This window comes from Pantoea sp. PGP6, assembly GCF_053474785.1.
Map to the genome: position 1 here is coordinate 70,966 of NZ_JBQBMA010000002.1, position 19,644 is coordinate 90,609.

At 52.8% G+C, this 19,644-nt stretch carries 15 protein-coding genes and 1 pseudogene; 7 read left to right on the forward strand and 9 right to left on the reverse strand.

Translation table 11 applies throughout. The features are described 5' to 3' along the window. The 4 genes from traI (at window position 1) to ACLIBF_RS20740 (ending at window position 7,612) form a co-directional block, all read left to right on the forward strand. Complete coding sequence (gene traI / locus ACLIBF_RS20725) at window positions 1-5,127, forward strand: conjugative transfer relaxase/helicase TraI (RefSeq protein WP_448310469.1); 5,127 nt, start codon at window positions 1-3, stop codon at window positions 5,125-5,127. Between the two features lie 5 nt (window positions 5,128-5,132). Then, the gene (locus ACLIBF_RS20730; protein ID WP_448310470.1) at window positions 5,133-5,642 is read left to right on the forward strand and encodes a hypothetical protein; all 510 of its coding nucleotides are present in this window, start codon (window positions 5,133-5,135) and stop codon (window positions 5,640-5,642) included. Between the two features lie 75 nt (window positions 5,643-5,717). Next, a complete protein-coding gene (locus tag ACLIBF_RS20735) occupies window positions 5,718-6,074 on the forward strand; it encodes a DUF6404 family protein (protein WP_448310471.1) in 357 nt (118 codons plus the stop codon). Window positions 6,075-6,568: 494 nt separating this feature from the next. Beyond that, window positions 6,569-7,612: an acyltransferase family protein gene (locus tag ACLIBF_RS20740; RefSeq protein ID WP_354476042.1), complete on the forward strand. Its 1,044-nt coding sequence runs from the start codon at window positions 6,569-6,571 to the stop codon at window positions 7,610-7,612. A 309-nt stretch (window positions 7,613-7,921) separates the two neighbouring features. Here ACLIBF_RS20740 and ACLIBF_RS20745 read toward each other — a convergent pair. Continuing rightward, window positions 7,922-9,048: pseudogene (locus ACLIBF_RS20745) on the reverse strand (IS3 family transposase). Window positions 9,049-9,394: 346 nt separating this feature from the next. Here ACLIBF_RS20745 and ACLIBF_RS20750 point away from each other — a divergent pair. Together ACLIBF_RS20750 and ACLIBF_RS20755 are read left to right on the forward strand one after the other, a co-directional pair. Then, window positions 9,395-9,754 (forward strand): hypothetical protein, encoded by a 360-nt coding sequence (locus tag ACLIBF_RS20750; RefSeq protein WP_448310472.1) that lies wholly within the window; start codon window positions 9,395-9,397, stop codon window positions 9,752-9,754. A gap of 82 nt (window positions 9,755-9,836) precedes the next feature. Continuing rightward, complete coding sequence (locus ACLIBF_RS20755; RefSeq protein WP_143807376.1) at window positions 9,837-10,244, forward strand: hypothetical protein; 408 nt, start codon at window positions 9,837-9,839, stop codon at window positions 10,242-10,244. A 420-nt stretch (window positions 10,245-10,664) separates the two neighbouring features. Here ACLIBF_RS20755 and ACLIBF_RS20760 read toward each other — a convergent pair whose 3' ends face one another. Next, complete coding sequence (locus ACLIBF_RS20760) at window positions 10,665-13,652, reverse strand: Tn3 family transposase (protein ID WP_448310473.1); 2,988 nt, start codon at window positions 13,650-13,652, stop codon at window positions 10,665-10,667. Window positions 13,653-13,819: 167 nt separating this feature from the next. Between ACLIBF_RS20760 and ACLIBF_RS20765 the strand changes: the two genes are divergently transcribed. Next, a complete protein-coding gene (locus tag ACLIBF_RS20765; protein ID WP_069729920.1) occupies window positions 13,820-14,455 on the forward strand; it encodes a recombinase family protein in 636 nt (211 codons plus the stop codon). A gap of 27 nt (window positions 14,456-14,482) precedes the next feature. Here the strand turns inward: ACLIBF_RS20765 and fghA are convergent, their stop codons facing one another. From fghA to ACLIBF_RS20800, 7 genes are all read right to left on the reverse strand, one after another. After that, window positions 14,483-15,319, reverse strand: coding sequence for an S-formylglutathione hydrolase (gene fghA, locus ACLIBF_RS20770; RefSeq protein WP_069729923.1), 837 nt, complete (start codon window positions 15,317-15,319; stop codon window positions 14,483-14,485). A 65-nt stretch (window positions 15,320-15,384) separates the two neighbouring features. Next, a complete protein-coding gene (locus ACLIBF_RS20775; RefSeq protein ID WP_069729919.1) occupies window positions 15,385-15,783 on the reverse strand; it encodes a VOC family protein in 399 nt (132 codons plus the stop codon). A 41-nt stretch (window positions 15,784-15,824) separates the two neighbouring features. Next, on the reverse strand, window positions 15,825-16,934 hold the full coding sequence (gene frmA, locus ACLIBF_RS20780) for an S-(hydroxymethyl)glutathione dehydrogenase (RefSeq protein WP_000842086.1): 1,110 nt from the start codon (window positions 16,932-16,934) through the stop codon (window positions 15,825-15,827). Window positions 16,935-16,964: 30 nt separating this feature from the next. Continuing rightward, window positions 16,965-17,240: a formaldehyde-responsive transcriptional repressor FrmR gene (gene frmR / locus ACLIBF_RS20785; RefSeq protein ID WP_069729918.1), complete on the reverse strand. Its 276-nt coding sequence runs from the start codon at window positions 17,238-17,240 to the stop codon at window positions 16,965-16,967. 516 nt (window positions 17,241-17,756) lie between these two features. After that, window positions 17,757-18,284: a recombinase family protein gene (locus ACLIBF_RS20790; RefSeq protein ID WP_069729917.1), complete on the reverse strand. Its 528-nt coding sequence runs from the start codon at window positions 18,282-18,284 to the stop codon at window positions 17,757-17,759. Between the two features lie 202 nt (window positions 18,285-18,486). After that, complete coding sequence (locus ACLIBF_RS20795) at window positions 18,487-18,696, reverse strand: DUF1471 domain-containing protein (RefSeq protein ID WP_048242214.1); 210 nt, start codon at window positions 18,694-18,696, stop codon at window positions 18,487-18,489. Between the two features lie 121 nt (window positions 18,697-18,817). After that, on the reverse strand, window positions 18,818-19,558 hold the full coding sequence (locus ACLIBF_RS20800; protein ID WP_448310474.1) for an SDR family oxidoreductase: 741 nt from the start codon (window positions 19,556-19,558) through the stop codon (window positions 18,818-18,820). Between the last annotated feature and the right edge of the window lie 86 nt (window positions 19,559-19,644).

Here is a 19,644-nt window from a genome sequence, read left to right on the forward strand (position 1 = left end):
ATGCTGTCAGTCTCTGCAGTCAAAAGCGCCGGTAAGGCCGGCGCCTACTACACCAACGAAGACAACTATTACTTTCTCGGCGAGCAGTCCACGGAGTGGTACGGCACGGGCGCGGAAAATCTGGGCCTTGAGGGCCCGGTTAACCGCGATACCTTCGTGTCAGTGCTGGAAGGCCGGCTGCCGGACGGCACCGACATGCGGCGTATGGAGGGCGGGGTCAATAAACACCGTCCGGGCTATGACCTGACTTTCTCCGCGCCCAAGAGTGCCTCCCTGCTCGCCCTCGTGACCGGCGACACCTTTCTGGTGGACGCGCACAAGGAGGCGGTGCGCCGCACGCTGGACGAGGTTGAGAAACTCGCTACCACGCGCACCATGACCGACGGCATTACCGAGATGGAGAAAACCGGCAACCTGGTGATCGCAACCTTTATGCACGATACCAGCCGCAACCTGGACCCGGCGATGCACACCCACGCAGTGGTGGCCAACGCCACGCTTTCGCAAAACGGCTGGAAAACCCTTTCCACCGACATCAATGGGAAGCAGGGCTTTACCGATGTGGTCTGGAACGAGCAGGTGAGCATCGGGGCGCTTTATCGCGGTCATTTTCGTTCCATCATCGAGCCCGCAGGCTACCAGACCGAAGACACCGGGCCGCGCGGGGAGTGGGACATCACCGGCGTGCCGGTGAAGCCCTTTTCCTCCCGTCGGCAGGACATCCTCGATCTGGTCGGCGACAACGCCACGGCAAAGCAGAAAAGCATGGCTGCGCTGGACTCCCGGCAGGCCAAGCACTTTGAAGACCCCGAAACCCTGCGCGAGCACTGGCAGACGGTCCTGAAGGATACCGGCTTTGACGTGCAGACGTTCAGGGAAGAGCTGGCAGAGCGCCGCCAGCAGCGTGAAATAGAAAGCGCCGGCGAAGAGAAAAAGGTGGCCACGCCGTCCCTGCTGGAGGGCGCGGTGCGGGAGGCCATTGAGCGGCTGTCGTCAAAAAGCGTGCGCGTGACCTACGACGACGTGATGACCAGCGTGCTCAATCACGTGCCTGTCAGTGAAGGGGTTTACGGTCAGGCGCGAAGCGCCATTGACAGCGCCATCGGGCGCGGCCAGCTGATCGCCGTGGACAAAAACCAGACGCTGTTCACCACCGCAGCCCACGTTCGCGACGAGGCGCGCCTGTCGCAGCTGGCCGCTGGCCTCGCGGAAAAGCGCGGTGGGCTTACGGCGCCTGCGGGCGAGCGTGGCGTGCTGGCACAGGTGGTCGATGCCGATCGCGCGGTGTCGCTGATTGACGTGCGCGGCGGCACGCAGTTCATCAGCGACCTGAACCGCAGCATTATGACGATGGCCAGCGAGAGCAGGCGTCCGCTGGTCGTGGTGACGGCCGACGGCACCGCGCGTAAACGTCAGCTGGCGACCTTCGGGGATAAGCCCGGCGTACAGCTTATGACGGCGGAGGAGATGAAAAGCGCTGAGCTGCCGGCGCGCCCACTGGTGCTGGTTGCGGAGGCCGAGCGATTCAACACATCCGGGCTGCACGACGTGCTGAAGACGGCGGCGCAGCACGACGGCGCCACGCTGGTGACCGATACCCATGCCCGACGCACGGCAGGCTTTGCGTCAGAAGTGCTGAGCGCGGCGGGTGTGAAACAGTTCACCGCCTCGCCGAAGACCGAAAACGTGCGCGTGACGATGGTGCAGAAGGACACGGTGGAGGACCGGCTCAGCGTGGCGGCGCGCTACTACGCGCAGGAGAAGGCGCAGGGCCGGCAGGTGTCGCTGCAGGCGGGCAATGCGCGCACGCGCGACCAGCTCACGACCCGGACCCGGGAAATCCTCGCCGACGAGGGGCTGCTCGGCAGGGTGCTGGGCGAGGCCACGGTGCGGGTGCCGGTGTGGCTGGACGCCAGCAACCGCAACGACCGCAGCGTGTACCGCACGGGCATGGTGCTGGAGCACCACGAGGGGCAGGGCCAGAAAACGGTATTCACCATCGCCGGCGTCAGCGAGCGCCACAACCTGCTGACGCTGAAAGACGAAAAAGGCCAGACGCAGGGAGTGAGCATCACCAGCATCGACAGCCACTACCGGCTTTACCGGGAGAAAAAGCTGGAGCTGCGCGAGGGCGAGCAGCTGCGCGCCACGGCCGATCTCGGCAGCCGCGCCGGCAGCGGGGAGCGGCTGACAGTCACCGGCGTGAAGGAGGGGCGCTGGCTCTTTAAGGACACCATCACGATGGAGAACGCAAAGGGCGAGCGCGTCAGGCTCGACCGCAACGCGCCGCTCTACGCGGACTACGCCTACTCCGAGTCTTTTGGCGCCACGCGCCGCACGGAGGGGCGCGTGGTGGCGGTGCTGGCGGGCAAGGAGGTGAACGACGCGACGGTGAACATGCTGCGCCGCAGCGGCTCGGACGTGATTGCATTCACCCCGCTGGACGAGGCCACCATCGGCCGCCGCCTGGAGGAAAACCGCCCGGTGGTCAGCGTGACGCAGGGCATCAAATCGCTCGCCGGGGAAAGCGAGCTGACGGACGCCCTGCGGGAGCTGGAGTCCCGGAAGATGTCGCAGCCGGAGCGCGCGATGCGGCTGGCCATCGAGAAAGCCACCGGCACCGATGTGACGTTCACGGGCGTCCGGGCGCTGGCCGGAGTGATTAACACCGACCGCAGCATCACGCCCGAGCGCGCGCAGGAGGAGCTGTCGCGCCTGGTGCAGCGCGGGGAGATTTTTGAACTCAGCGGGGAGCAGGGCGCGGCCGGGAAGTACATCTCCCGCGAGAACTTTGAGAATGAGGTGTCCATCCTGCGCCACGTTGCCGAAGGCAAAAACAGCGTAAAACCCCTGCTGGCCGGCGGCCTGAGTGAGGAGAAAGCCGCCGGGCTCACGGACGGCCAGCGCGAGGCGGGCAACCTCATTCTGACCACCCGCGATCGCTTTACCGCCATTCAGGGGTATGCGGGGGTGGGGAAAACCACGCAGTTCCGCACCGTAGCAGCCGCACTCGCCGCCGCAGACAACGCCCCGGACATTCGCGGGCTGGCGCCCACGCACCGTGCCGTCAGCGAGCTGTCTGAAGCGGGTATCCCGGCGCAGACTATCGCCAGCTTTCTGAGCGAAAGCAGCCAGTGGCAGGCCGCCGGACAGGCGCGCGATTTCCGCAACACCGTATTCGTTATCGATGAGTCCTCCATGAACGGCAACGCCCAGCTGGCCTCTCTGATGAACGTCATCGCCGGGGGCGGCGGCCGCGGCGTGCTGAGCGGGGACCAGGACCAGCTGAAGTCGCTGGAGTCCGGCGCGCCGTTTGCGCTGGCCCTTGAGCGCAGCGCCGCCGACGTCGCGGTGATGAAGGAAATCGTGCGTCAGATCCCCGCGCTCAGGCCCGCCGTGGAGGCGGTCATCGCCGGCAACGTGCGAGAGGCGGTGCGCATCACAGCGGACACCAGCCCGCAGAGTGTGCCGCGCCAGCCGGACGCATACGTTCCGGAGAGCAGCGCAATGGACGGCAGCAAGCTGGCGCAGGCGGCAGGGCCCGCAGGTGAGGAGGCCGAAAAACCCGACCTGACCGGAATGATTGCCGACGACTACGCCGGCCGGACGCCGGAGGCGCGCGACAACACGCTTATCGTGGCGGAGCTCAACGCCGACCGCGAGGCCATCAACAGCGCCGTGCATAACCGGCTGCAGGAGCAGGGCGCGCTGGGTGACAGCGTCACGGTGCCGCTGTTGGTACGCGTTAACAACAGCAATGCCGATCTGGGCCAGCAAAAGTTCTGGGAGGCGCAGGAGGGCAACGTGGTGCGCCGGGGCGAGCAGTATTTCCGGGTGGGTGAAACCGACACGGAGAGCGGCGTGGTGCGCATGGCCGGGCTTGATGGCGCGCCGGACCGCTGGATACGCCCCGCCGAACTGCGCAAGGAAGACGTGGCGGTATTTAAGGAGGTCACCCGGGACATCAGTCCGGGCGAAAAAATCCGCCTGACGGCGACGGACCGCGACCGCAACGTGCGCGCCAGCGACATGGCCGTGGTGTCAGGCATAACGGAGGAGGGAAGAATTCTGATTGATACCGGTGACCGGCAACTGTCTTTCGATCCCACCGCGCGCTACGCCGACCGCCACATGGACTACGGCTACGCCGTCACCACCTACAGCTCGCAGGGCGCGTCCGTGAAGTACCTTATCGGCCTCTTTGGCGAAGAGGGTGCCAGAGGGCGGATGGCGGCGATGGACAGTACCTACGTCGAGCTTTCAAGGTCAAAGGAGCACGTTCAGAACTACTTTGACAACCTGTCTGGCTGGGCGGCGAAGGTGGAGAGTAAAAGCGGACGGCGCCAGACGGTGCACGACGTGCTGATGCGGGCGGAAGACGTGCGGACTGACCGGGAGATACAGGCGTGGGACAAAAGCCTGCCGGTATCCAGCACGCGCCTGGCGGACCGGGTCGATCAGGACCTTACGGCGGACGCGCGCTTTATGGCCGGGAAAACGCCGGAAATGCTGTGGCCGGTTATCAACGAGCACGGTCGTCAGCGCGGGAACTGGCACGTTCCGGTGTCGCCCTCCAGCGGAGAGGTGGACTTTTCATCCGCCCACTATGAAGGGGCAGCGGACGGCAGCCGTATTGTGCTGCAGCGCGGGGAAAAGCATGGAAAGGTGCTGGAAGCCGCGGATGTCGCGGAGGCGCTGCAACTGATGAAGGACAACCCGGAAAGCCCTGTCGTGCTCGCTGCTGACCACAGTGAACGTCCGGAAAGCAGCCGCGCCACGACGTCTGCAACCGCAGCGGCATCCGGTGGGGAAGAGCTGGACCGTCGTGAGGCTGAGGCGCTGGAGAAAGCCGTTAAGGCCGCGCTGGGTCAGGAGGAGAAAGAGCCGGAGCCGGCAGTGCAGGATGATGGCAGGGAGGCACCGGAGGACAAAGACCGCGAACGCGAAGCCGCACTGGCAGCGGCGCTGGAAGAGCTGCAGGAGGAGGCATTTGATTATCGCGACTATGACATGACGCCGGAGCGGGATGACCGCGCAATGATGAACGACGAAGTGAACGTGATGCGCCATGAGCGCAGCGAACCCGAACCTGAGTTTAGCCATAAATCCCAGAAGACGATGGAGTAAACCTTATGATCGTATTACTTGCCTCCGCTACCGCGATTGTTGCCCTGGTAATGCTGTTCGCCTGGATGCCGGAGATTCGGGAGCCAGGTCTGTTGTTGCGCCGCTGGAGCAGGGGCGCAGACGGCCACTGCTCGGCTGCTATCGGTAAAGCCGTGGATAGTGTGATTGCAGGCTTTGCGGATGAGCACGCGCTGCCTGACGTAGACGCGTCACGCCTGCGTGACATGAAGACGCGCCCGGGCATGATGCCGGTAACCCTGCTGCTGCATCCGCAGCTGGTCAGGCGGGAGAACGGGCGCTTTGTGCGCGGGCGTAACCTGACCGCCGTCATGACTGCCACGGGCGTCAGCGCGCTGGTACTGCCGCCGCTCGCCGGCATGGCGCTGCATGACGTGAGCCTGAGCCTGCTGCCGCTGCTGAACGTGGCCGTATTTTTCACAGGCCTACAGCTGGTCCGCCAGACCTGGTCAGACATGAGCCTGCTGAATGTGCTGGTGACCGGAAAACCGGACTGAATACAGGGTTGCCGTTCTGGTGTGATTCTGTAAGGTCAGAGCGTCAGACTGACGGTTTAAAAGGAGGTTTACTGAGTGAAAGATGAAGAGTTTAAGCGAAAAACAGAAAAGGCCTTTGCGCTGATGTGTGAGAAGAAGCTGAAGAAAACCACGCGTATCCCTTTTACCTACCGCCTGCTGTGGTCGATGGGAATTAAGATTCCCCCCGCGATATTTGCCAGTTTTGGCAGCAACCTGTGTTTTCTTGGTGTCTATTTTGCCGTTTCTTACGGATGTATTATGTGGTTTGTCAGCTGGCAACCAAGGGGAATGAGCCCGTTAACAGGCCTGATAACCTCCCTGATTGCCGGTCTCTTTTATGGCGTCTGTATGGCCTTTGTCTTCCGTAAATGCCGTAAAGCGGCACGTCTCCCTGACTGGGAACAGCTGTAATGCTGTCTGGCTAACACGTAGCTAACGGCCTGCCGCCCTGCGGTTGGCCGGTCCCTCGCATCCAGTATTGAAAATCCCGCACGCTCACGACCCCTGAGAACTCCATGATAGTCACTGTTCAGCCGCTGCTCCTGGGGCGGCTTTGAAAACGGAAAACATCCTGCGCCAAGGATGTTTTTGTACATAACATTACAAACATCGACAGGCCGCTTTGTGCCAAAAGCGGAAGTTGTGTAAGCATAACTGCGACTAGGTGAGCCGTTTTAAGTTAACACTCATACATTAGCGTGGCTTTATAAACCTCTCTTTTTTTCGCCAAAAATGTCTTTTTGTTACCCGTATTTCCCTGCTACTTAATGACCAAATTAGAAAATCACAACCAAGAGTGAAAAGGAGGGGCCATATTGTTAATTAAGAAAAGAGCTAATTGCATACACTATTTTTTGGATATTATAATAATATGATAAACCAACCTCGGATGCTTATTCATAAACATGAACAACAGACTAACCGGGCTAGATCTTCTTCGCTCAATCATCATGATTTTCGGCCCCACATTTCATGCTTCAATGCTCTACGGTGGCGCATGGGGATTTGATTATTCATTAAATCAAAATGTATGGGTTGTGGATGCACTCAATTTAACACACCCATTCAGGATGGAGCTTTTTTTTATCATTTCTGGATTTTTTTCAGCACTTTTAATAAAGCGAAAGGGTGCTAGTCATTTTATTTCAAGTCGAAAAAAAAGATTAATACGACCCACATTGCTGGCTGTAATGATAACCTTGCCTTTGATTGCAATGGAAATGTATTTCCTTTTCGATGACACAGATTTGCGTGATTATCTCAGTTATAAGCACCTCTGGTTTCTTATTGTTCTTTCTCAGATAAGCATGCTCTTGATGCTTGCACCGGAAAAAATAAACAGGCTCGCCTCTTACATTGCAGAAAAGCTGAATAGGTTAACGTGGCCGTTCGTTTTTTCCTTGCTGTTTTTGGCCGTCTGTTTATCTGTTGCTGTAAGCAAAATAGTTAATATGCTGCTACCGAATTCTGTACTGAGTGTAAGCCAGATAATTCCAACCATACAATACATCCCTTTTTTCTTCACAGGAATGTTGCTGTTTTTTATCAAAAAGGATGTTAATAAAAAGGAGGCGATATTTTTATCGGCGCTTTACCTTTTATGGTACTTTTTTAGCATTATTTTTAAAGGTGAGTTCAAAACTGCTATGAGCTTATGTCAGGTTTTTGCTGTAATCGCCCTGTGCCTGGCATTATTTTATACTTTCAAGAATTTAAATATAAAAGAAAATAAAACCATCACAGCTTTATCAAAGCTCGCCCTACCATTTTATTTAACTCACCTGCCTATTTTAATATTTCTGGGATGGGTATGGAGTAAATCGGGAATTTCAAGAGATCCTGTTTTATTCTTAACTTATGTTATTGTACTAAACATAATTTTTAGCTTTGCAGCGTCTATCCTCATCAGAAAAAGCCAAAAGATGTCAATTTTTCTGGGACTGGCATAACGTCATGAAATTTCGACAGGCCGCGGCTAAATCATGTTCAAAGCTTCTCCAGGCATACACAATAAAGACTAACTGTGAGCACTCAGTTACTCGTAAATGGAATGCTCTTTTTAGGGTTGCCGTCCGCTTGTCGTGTGAGTTCAACTGATCGATGCAACGCTATCCTGTAACGAAGAGGACATTGCCATGAAACAACGAACCCGCATTTACTACACGCCAGAGCAGAAAGCGATCATCTGGGGCAGGTATAAGCAAGGTGATTCTTTACATGATATCGCCATGACCTGCCCCCAGTATTAGATACAACCGTCAGTTAGTGATGTCGGTTTTTTTACCTTCACATTTTCCATTCCGCCACCGTGCTGCAAACTCTAATGGCGTCTGATAATTCAGTGCTGAATGTGGACGACACTCGTTATAATCCTGTCGCCAGTCATTAATGATTTTCCTGGCGTGAACGATATCGCTGAACCAGTGCTCATTCAGACATTCATCGCGAAATCGTCCGTTAAAGCTCTCAATAAATCTGTTCTGCGTTGGCTTGCCCGGCTGGATTAAGCGCAACTCAACACCATGCTCAAAGGCCCATTGATCCAGTGCGCGGCATGAAATCCGGCCCCTGGTCAGTTCTTATCGTCGCCGGATAGCCTCGAAACAGTGCAATGCTGTCCAGAATACGCGTGACCTGAACGCCTGAAATCCCGAATGCGATGGTAATTGTCAGACACTCCTTCGTGAAGTCGTCCACACAGGTCAGGCACTTGATCCTGTGACCGGTGGCCAGCGCGTCCATGACGAAATCCATCGACCAGGTCAGGTTGGGCGCCGCCGGGCGGAGCAGTGGCAGACGTTCTGTTGCCAGCCCTTTACGACGTCGTCTGCGTTTTACGCCCAGCCCACTCAGATGATAAAGGCGGTACACGCGCTTGTGATTAACATGAAGGCCTTCACGGCGCAGTAACTGCCAGATGCGGCGGTAGCCAAAACGCCTGCGCTCCAGTGCCAGCTCAGTGATGCGCCCTGATAAATGCGCATCAGCCGCCGGACGCTGAGCCTCATAGCGGCAGGTCGACAGGGACAAACCTGTAAGCCTGCAGGCACGACGTTGCGACAGACCGGTCGCATCACACATAAACTCAACGGCTTCCCGCTTCTGGTCTGTCGTCAGTACTTTCGCCCCAGAGCCACCTGAAGTGCCTCCTTATTCAGCATGGCTTCGGCAAGCAGCTTCCTGAGTCTGGCGTTCTCTTCCTCAAGCGACTTCAGGCGCTTAACCTCGGGCACCTCCATACCTCCATACCGCCATACCTCTTACGCCAGGTGTAAAAGGTAGAGTCGGAAATGGCGTGCTTACGGCAGAGCGCACGGGCAGAAACCCCGGCTTCAGCCTCGCGGATGATACTGATGATCTGTTCGTCGGAAAAACGCTTCTTCATGGGGATGTCCTCATGCGGCTTATGAAGACATTACTAGCATCGCGGTGTATTAATCAACGGGGAGCAGGTCAAATCATCTGAAACATTCGAAAATATTGAAAGAATAACTCTTTAATTAAACTGAATATTAGATGTAGTTTTATTTAAGTGACCTAGAGTATTAATGGATTTGTCTGATTTCTACCTGGGCTGAAATAGAGGAAATAACCATTACGTTTCAGTTACATGCTATCGCTAACATATTATCAGTGTTACTGTGCTTTCAAAAAAAATGAAAAAAGTTATTGTTTTCCGTTACTTAAATGATTTATCATATACCCAGACTTAGCAAACGGAATTCAAGGATATGAAGACTAACTTTAAAGTTGGTATTGGTTGTCTGAGTGCTTTAGTACTCTGTGGGATCGGCTATGACGTTTATTCAAAACAACTGCATGAGGAAAGTGATCGCCTTGCTTGCAGTACTGTAAATTTGAAAAGTGCCGTCACAGCAGTTGAGAATGATTTACTTCAGATGCCTACTGCTGAATTTTTCGGTAAATCCAAAATTACGATTGGTTCACTCTATGTTCATCGTGATTCAGTAGGAATTGACGGTTCTAAAATTGTCGTGCCTTTTACTATTACAGGGCGTAACACTGCTAACTTTAGCGGGTTGGTGAAATGCTCGGATATGCGTAGTATCGAATACGCAAAAAACATATAAAAAATCTTACTGCTGCACCGGGGAAAACTAACTTTAGCCATTTAATACTGAAGGTTACACACAGCACTTTAAGGAAATATCGGTGAATAAATCGAAGTTTTACTATGCCTGCATTCATCCTTTTTTGGGGATGACAGTGCATTGCAAGGGTTGCAAGAAGTTACAGCAAGAAGGACAAGTATTTTTAGGGTCGTTTTATGAATATCATCAGGCTATGGCTGTGGCTAAACGCCGTTACACTGATATCAACTATTGTTCAGACTGCTTAGAAATGAAACCTGAAATCGAGCCGGTAGTAGTAGTTGTTGAGTCACGTACCCGTGCTACACCACCTGTAACGGTCAAGACTAAGGCTGAGCCTAAAACTAAAGCTGCACCTGTCAGGACGTGTAATAACCCTGATACGCGTCGCCCGGTGCGTATACCTGAATTGAAGCCAAAAGCTAATATTAATCGCGTACCAAGAAAACACGCACCAGGTAACTACTGACAACTTATCCATTTTAGGCCGCTGTCTTTGTTCTCATCTTCGAATTGCTCTTGTAGTACTGCCAGGATACTTCGTTCAGGTGAGTCAATCGGTAGTTCATCTAACAGTACTTCATTGTCATCAATGAAGTACTGAAACTTTTTCGTATGCCTGATCTCAAAGCGTCCTGCTTTCAGACTTTTTATTCACATATAACATTCTTGTTAATTTGGCGGAGCTCCAGCCATAGTTTTTAAGTTCAGATTAATTCAAAATAATTTCTGGAGTCTGTGCATTCATCCTCTGCCAGCTTCATTACTTGCCCTGCATCCCGTTGATCAATACAGAATAGTGTTAGTAATGTACCCGTTTTGATAACAATTAAGAACTTCCGCTTTTCGCTCATTGCGGACCTTAAGGGGTCAGTTTGGATATCGAAAATTATTGTACGTTAAGGTTTTTTTTTGACCTTTCGACTTTAGCTGTCCTCAGCCGACGAAACTTACCGGAAGCCGGTATCCGGTTGCTTTTCCAGATATAATCGCCTGTCAGACTGATGTGTTCCCAGCCTAGCGGGGACAAATGCGACAGCAGTTGTTCGTTGATCTTTAGTCCCTTACGCTTCAGGGCATCGATCGCCCTTTCCATATACACAGTATTCCACAGCGAGATCGCAGCCGTCAGAAGCGCCAGTCCACTGGCGCGATAGCTCTGATTTTCCGGCTTCCTGTCCCTGATTTCTCCCAGTCGGTGCATAAATACTGCCCGCGCCAGTGCGTTACGTGCCTCACCTTTATTCAGCCCCGCCTGTACTCGCCGACGCAATGCAGGATCGTGGAACCAGTCGAGCATAAACAGCGTTCGCTCAATGCGGCCAATTTCTCTCAGTGCTTTGGCAAGTCCGTTTTGCTTGGGGTAGCTGGCTAGCTTTTTCAGCATCAGAGATGCTGTCACGGTTCCCTGCTTTATCGAGGTCGCCAGACGCAGCACTTCACGCCAGTGAATTTCGATCTCTTTCAGATTCAGGCTGGTCGTTGATATCAGTGACTGAAGCGCCGGGTACTGGTCCGCTTTTCCTTTGATAAACAGCTTCTTGTCGTGAAGATCCCTGATTCGCGGACAGAACGCAAACCCCAGCAGATGCATCAGGGCAAAGACATGATCGGTGAAACCCGCGGTATCGGTGTAATGCTCCCTGATTTCCAGGTCACTTTCGTGGTACAGCAAGCCATCTAGCACATGGGTTGAATCCCTGACCCGACTGATTATACAGGTGTAAAACGGGCTGTATTGATCCGATATATGGGTATAAAACTGACGTCCGGGCTCCTGCCCATATTTCGGGTTAACCTGCCCTGCGTAGCGGCCAACGCTGCCTGTTCTGAAATTCTGTCCATCTGATGATGACGTTGTCCCGTCTCCCCAGCATGCCGCCAGTGGTCTTTTCCCCAGCGCGTTTACCAGCTCTGCGAGGGCGGCTGAATAGGTTTCGTCGCGGATGTACCATGCCTGGATATCTTCCAGTGATGATTTGGTGCTTCCGGGGCAGGCTTCCGCCATTTTGGTCAGGCCAAGATTGATGCCATCCGCAAGGATGGTGGTGAGGAGCAGGCGGGTATCGGGACGGGTAATGTCATTTTTTATATGCGTAAAATGTCGGGTAAACGTCGTCCAGCTGTTTACCTCATCGAGAATTTCCGTGATTTTAGGGCGCGGTAGCATGCTGTAAACCAGCTCTGCCAGCGGTGAAACCTGCACCGGGACGCAGTTATCCAGCGGAGAGACTTTTACTCCCCTGTCAGATATTTCCACATCGGGCAGCTCACCAAGGGCAGCCATGGCATTGACCTCTTCAAGTCTGGACTGAAGCAGGGTCATACGGCTGGTAATGTACTCATGATAATCAGCAGATACGGGCAGGGGCAGTGCCGGTGTGAGTTTGTCAAAGTCCTTTTCGGGAATGAGGTAATCATCAAAGTTTTTGTAGCGGCGTGAGCCTTTAACCCAGATGTCCCCGGAGCGCAACGCCCCCTTAAGCTCGCTGAGCGCACAAAATTCATAGTACTGCCGGTCAATACCCGCAGGTGTAATCACCACTTTACGCCAGCTTTCAGGGACAAACTCAAGCGGCGCTGTCGCCGGAACTTTACGTGGCTGCTTCCGGTACATATCCTTGATCACAGCCAGCGCATCAGCCAGAGGTTGCGCTGCCGGGGTGGTGACTAACTGTAAAGCGGACAACATGCGCGGGGCATATTTCCGTAATGTGCTGTATTTCTCAGTAATAATATGCAGCGGATCAAAATTATTTTTCCTGGCGAGATGGCGTGTTTCTTCCAGACTGGCGACAAATTGAGGCCATGGCAGTATGTTTTCTATTGCGAGCCATGGATCGCCACCGGAATTACGGGCATCAGACAGTGCCTGGCCGACATCGATGTACTGCCTCAGTTTTGACTGGATCAGCTTTCCGGTCTGTTGAAGGCGCTCAGCCTGTGTTCTTTTGGCTTTGCTGAACAGGCTGTTCAGCATGCGTTCATGCAGCTCAATCACTTCATCTGTCAGTGTGGCTCTGGCTTCCTCCAGCACGCACACCAGGATCGCATGACGCCGGGCGGCTGAAAATCGGGTCAAATCCCGGCTACTCATCTTTCGGCCTTCCCGCGCCAGTTTCAGCAACCGGTTCTGGTGAATGGTACGATCTATATCTTCAGGTAATGCCAGCGATTCAATGCTATTAAGCCGATCAAGGTGTTGCAGCACATTCTTACCATTGATTTTACCCGGCGGTTGCAGAAGCCATGTCAGCCTGGAAGACTGATTATCTGAGGACTCAAGTAAACGATCCAGGGCATCCCTGTGAGCCGGAGTTAAAGGGGCATTCAGGGTCTGAAATACGATTTTATCGCCGCCAGCCATGGCCTCCGCACAGGTACGCTCCACGACATCAATTGCGGGGATTATCACGTTGTTCTTCCGGAGCCAGACCAGCAGTTCTTCGGCCAGGAGAATACCTTTATCGGTGCGCGTCGCCATCGGCAGCAGGTGTGTAATACAGTCTTGCTGTATTTTGCCGGTGAACGCTTTTACGCCAAGATAGCGGTACAGTTCGGTTAAATGTTCGCGTCGCGTGGTTTCCCTGCCGGAAAGGTAAGCAGGCCAGAGATCCCCGGTAAGTTTTAGCCTGCTGGCGATATGCTTAAGCAGCGCATCAGAGGGTGGGATTTTTTTATCCGGTGCAAAGCCGATATTTTTCAGATAGCAAAGAAGGACAGCAAAGCCAAAACGGCTGGCAGGTTTACGGTGGGCACTAATAAGCGCCAGATCATGCTCACTAAAATACGCCATTCGTGTCAGCGTTAACTCATCGTCCGGTAATGCCAGTAATGATTCTCTTTCCGACAGAGAAAGAATCTGCCTCCTTGCCATATAGTTTCCCTCATAAATTATCCGATGCGGTATTTTTAACAAAAATGGTTATCGCATAAGGGAACACCCTGACGCCATATTCAAAACGTGACGGCACACGATGAATGAAATAACCTATATGCGATAGATTAAATGCAATAACCTAAATGCGATAACGTGGTGGAAAAATGTTCATCAGAGCTTATTTAAGGGCATCGACGGAAGATCAGTTCGCCGATCGGGCAAAAGAGATGCTGGAGCAGTTTGTTCAGGAGCGGGGACATAAAATAGCCAGTTACTACCGGGAGAACATCAGCGGTACAAAACTTGACCGCCCGGAACTGGGGCGCTTACTGATGGACAGTCACCGCAATGATATTTTACTGGTCGAGCAGATAGACCGTCTGACCCGTCTGAGCAACAGCGACTGGATGACGCTGAAAAAGCAAATCGAGCAACACGAGCTGCGGATTGTCAGCCTCGATGTACCCGCCTCATGGCAGGCGCTGTCAGATAAAGATCCTTCGCAGGCTGACCCAATCACCCGCGCCGTGATAACCGCCATCAATAATATGCTTATCGACCTGATGGCCGCGATGTCGCATAAGGACTTGCTGAGCCGCCGCCATCGGCAGAAGCAGGGAATTGAACGGGCACATACGCTGGGAAAATGCCGGGGCAAACAGGCCGATCAGGAACGACATAAGAAAGTTCTGTATTACCGACAGGTTAAGAAACTGAGCATAAGAGAAACTGCTGAAGCCACCGGTTACAGTACATCTCAGGTCTGCAGGATTCAGGCCCTGTTCAGGCCTGAAAATTAAGCACATTTTCTGAGGCTGGAAATCAACTCATGCTGACAGCCTGAGCCTGTTGGCATGGTAAGCAATGTGCTCACCAATAAAGCTGGAAATGAAATAATAGCTGTGGTCGTAACCAGTATGATATCGGAATGATGTGTTGATGTTCATCTCATTGCACACTCTTTCAAGACTTTTAGTGCGTAACTGATCTTCATAAAAGGCGTCACTTAATCCCTGGTCAACAAAAATTTCTGGTAATTTCGCACCCTGTAAAATGAGACTGACGGGATCGTAGTGCTCCCACGTTTTTTTATTTTCACCCAGGTACGCGGTGAATGCCTGTTGTCCCCATGGCACCTGAGAAGGTGACACTATTGGTGAAAATGCCGATACACTCACATATTCATCAGGATTTCGCAGCGACAGAACCAGCGCTCCCAGCCCCCCCATGGAGTGACCGGATATTGATTTCCTTGATGTTACAGGTAAATGCTCCATGACAACATCCGGAAGCTCATGGAGAATATAGTCATACATCCTGTAATGGATGTTCCACGGATGTTCCGTCGCGTTCAGATAAAATCCGGCACCCTGGCCCAGATCGTAGCTGTCAGCATCTGCGACATGCTCTCCACGGGGACTGGTATCAGGAACAACGACGATGATGTTGTTCCTGGCGGCATAATGCTGCATACCCGATTTGGTGATGAAATTCTGCTCCGTACAGGTCAGACCCGAGAGCCAGTACAGCACCGGCAGTTTTTCTGTTGCTGCTTTGGGGGGAAGATAAACACCGAAATTCATCTCACAATTAAGTGTTTGTGAATTATGGCGGTATACGTTTTGCCAGCCGCCAGCGCTGGCATGCTGCTCGATGAGTTCCATCAGCCTCTGTCTCATGGTTATTTCCCCTGACAGGGAGTCAGGGGAGGTCTATTCATAGCCGGACGTCAGATGAACGTATAAGCCGTGATTTTGTTACCCGCAGGGTCTCGCAGGTAGGCTGCATAGGCTCCAGGGAGATGGCTGCGCGGGCCAGGCTGACCTTCATCTTTCCCTCCGGCGGCAAGGCCCGCGGCGTGGAAAGCATCAACTTCTTCCGGACTTGCAGCTGCAAAGCCGACAGTAACGCCGTTGGCCGATGGCGCTTCACCGTTGCCCGGACGTGCAATAATAAAGGCTGGCTTTTCGCGACCATAAAGTACCCAGCCATTGCCAAACGGGCCGAGGTTATTGATGCCAAGCGTACCGAGGACAGCATCGTAAAAAGCAGCGGATTTTTCAACATCGGATGCACCGATGAAGACGTGGGAAAAAACGTCATTACCTGAAATTACAGGTGTTGCCATGATCCATTTCCTTCAGTTGGTTTGACTCAGTTGAGACGCTATCAGTAACGGATTACCGTACGGATTGATTTACCTTCATGCATAAGATCGAAGGCCTCATTGATTTCATCCAGCGTCATCGTGTGGGTAACAAATGGCTCCAGTTCAATTTCACCCTTCATGGCATCTTCTACCATGGCCGGAAGCTGCGTACGGCCTTTCACTCCGCCGAAAGCAGAACCTTTCCATACGCGCCCGGTAACGAGCTGGAATGGACGGGTGGATATCTCCTGCCCGGCGCCGGCCACGCCGATGACAATGGACTGGCCCCAGCCACGGTGAGCACTTTCCAGCGCCGCACGCATAACGTTGACGTTACCGATACATTCAAAAGTGTGGTCAATGCCCCATTTGTTGATTTCAAGCAGCACATCTTTAATCGGTTTGTCATGGTCGTTCGGGTTGATGCAGTCGGTTGCACCGAACTGACGGGCAAGTTCGAATTTGGCCGGGTTGGTGTCGATAGCGATAATGCGTCCTGCTTTTGCCTGGCGAGCCCCCTGAACGGCAGCCAGACCGATTGCGCCAAGACCAAAAATAGCGACAGAATCTCCAGGCTGTACTTTCGCTGTGTTGTGAACAGCGCCAATCCCGGTAGTCACGCCACAGCCCAGCAGGCAGACGTGTTCATGGTTTGCCTCCGGGTTAATTTTTGCCAGAGAAACCTCGGCCACTACCGTATACTCACTGAAGGTGGAGCATCCCATGTAGTGGTAAAGAGGCTGGCCGTTGTAAGAAAAGCGGGTGGTTCCGTCAGGCATCAGTCCTTTTCCCTGAGTTTCGCGAACCGATACACAGAGGTTCGTTTTCCCGGACTGACAGAATTCACACTCCCCGCATTCGGCGGTGTAAAGCGGAATCACATGGTCTCCCGGCTTCACGCTGGTCACGCCTTCACCGACCTCCACGACGACACCGGCCCCTTCGTGGCCGAGAACCACCGGGAAAACGCCCTCAGGATCGTTCCCGGAGAGGGTAAAGGCATCGGTGTGGCAGACACCGGTGTGGGTATTTTTAATCAGCACCTCGCCTTTTTTAGGTGGTGCAACATCAATTTCAACAATCTCCAGGGGCTTCCCTGGTGCAAATGCAACGGCAGCACGTGATTTCATATGTAAATTATCCTCAATGTGATGGCTTAGCTATTTAAGATAGGCGCGAACCAGTTCAATCGTATCGTCAACGGATTTACTGATTTCATGGCTGTAGCTGTCATTCTGGTCAAAGGTTTCCCGTATGTGGCTCTCGAGCACCTCTGCCATAAGACCGTTAGCTGCTCCGCGAACGGCAGCTATCTGCTGAAGAATGGAACGGCATTCAGCACCATTTTCCAGCGCTCTTTCCAGAGCATCAATCTGACCCCGAATGCGGCGAACACGGGTAAGGGCCTTTTTTTTCTCTTCAGGAGTACTGGGCATTATTTACCTCACCATTTTTGATTTTATATACTATAGTGGAGTATATAACTGGCGTCAATACATACTCCACTATAGTACAAAGAAGGATAAACACAATTATTTATATTTACGATATAAATCATATATTTATATGGTTTCTGGTTGTGATGCTGCCGGAAGGAAAGTTACTACAAAAATGATATCTACCGATACAGAATTTGGGGCATAGGCGGTTCTGTTAAATTTCGGCAGATATTGGCTCATCATTGATGGTCAAAAAATGAGCCTAACGTACAATAATTTTCGATATCCAAACTGACCCCTAATAGCGCTCAGTGCTTTGGCATTCCACTTTGAGCGTTTCACGTACCATGTTGAGCAGTTTCTTTCATCAATCACGGTACGATTATCCCGGTAATCTCCCTGTAATCACATCATCGAAACGGAGTAACACATGACTTCACAACTTAACTGGCAGGCACCGGCCATAAATCGCAAAAAAGTGGGCGACATGACTGTGACCATGCTCAGTGATGGTTACCTGGACGTATCCTTCGAGCTGCTGTCTGGCATTGATGGCTCTCGTGGGTTGCGCTCCTGATGTAACTTCAGCGCCAATGCTTTTTTCGTCGGACTGAGCAGAGCTGGTCGTCCGCCCTGACGTCCCCGCATACGGGCGGCCGATAGACCAGCCTGGGTGCGTTCACATACCAGATTGCGCTCGAACTCCGCCAGTGCACCAAAAAGATGGAAAACCAGGCGGCCGCCACTGGACGTGGTATCAATATCTTCCTGAAGGCTGCGTAAGCCCACCTGCAATCCGTCAAGTCTTTCGACCAATTGCAGCAGATTTTTCAGCGATCGCCCCAGTCGGTCCAGCCGCCAGATAACGACGGTATCACCGGGCCGGAGAGAATTGTTCAGTCTGGCCAGTCCTTCGCGTTCTGCCTGGGCACCACTGACTTTATCTTCAAAAATGCGCTCGCACCCTGCAAGCATCAGGGCATCACGTTGCAGATCGAGATGTTGATCGTCGGTGGAAACCCGCGCGTAACCAATCAGCATTGTATCGATTCCAGTAAGTCACCTGATTTGAGTATAGATGGAAAATGAATACTGGAATGAGATGGTGTAATCCTGCATCGCGGGTGCAGGTCACTTAATAATGAGACGGGAGTGAGTCCAAAAAACGGTCGTTTTATGGAAGGTAAGCGTTGTGGCTCTTGAAGCAGAAGATCCCTTTGCATGGGATCTTCTGTCCAGGAATTTAATTGCTGAGTTCTGCTGTCATGTATACGCGGTTTTTATACAAGGCACTGACGATTTTATAGGATGCATTTTCACTGACTGCCTGTTGAGCCACTTTTGCCTCTGCACCTTCAAGCGTCGAATCAGTCACGCTGACCGTTTTAGCAAAGGCATTTGCACTCATAAAAGCCAGAACAGAAATTAACACAATACGTTTAGCTGAAAACATGGAATAAACTCGTTACATCATGATGACATGCATACCAGACCACTTCCGCTCATCCACGGAAGTGGCTGGTATGACATAAATATTCAGGAAATGACCACTGAGTGGCTACAGATTTGGGGAATTAGAATTCCTGACTGGTTGGGCGCAAAACAATTTCGTTGATATCAACATCGGCAGGTTGCTCGATGGCATAGGCAATCGCTCTTGCTACCGAATCGGCAGGAATAGCTTGTTTATAGAAGTCGATGACGAAGTTTGAACTATCCTGGTCAGAACTCCCCAGCTTCAGCTCACTGTCGATGGCTCCGGGACTGATAGTGGTCGTGCGAATATGCGCACCCACTTCATGACGCAGACCCTCAGAGATAGCCTTCACCGCGAATTTGGTCCCGCTATATACCGTGCCGCCAGGGCTGAATACCTTGATACCTGCAACCGACGCCAGATTAATGAAATGACCGGATTGCTGCTTTTCAAAAACAGGAAGGGCTGCCGCAATACCATAAAGAACGCCTTTGATGTTGATATCAATCATGCGATCCCACTCGTCGGTTTTGGCAAGACTGAGTGGAGCCATCGACATCAGACCCGCGTTATTCACCATCACGTCAACACGGCCAAAAGCTTCAATGGCTTTGTCGATAATATTCTGGACATCTGCTTTACGCGTCACATCAGCTTCAACAGCAATAGCCTGGCCACCATCAGCAATAATCCGGGCAGCCAGCTGGTCGAGACGCTCCTTGCGGCGAGCAGACAACACCAGAATAGCGCCTTTTTTTGCCAGGTTCAGGGCTGTAGTTTCACCCAGTCCACTGCTCGCACCTGTAATGACGACAACCTTTTTATCGATATTATTCATCGTATTAGCCTCTGAAATGAATGATTACTTTCTGAACGGGGTTAAGTATCGCAGCGCAAAGTGGCATAATAAATGGAAATTAATAC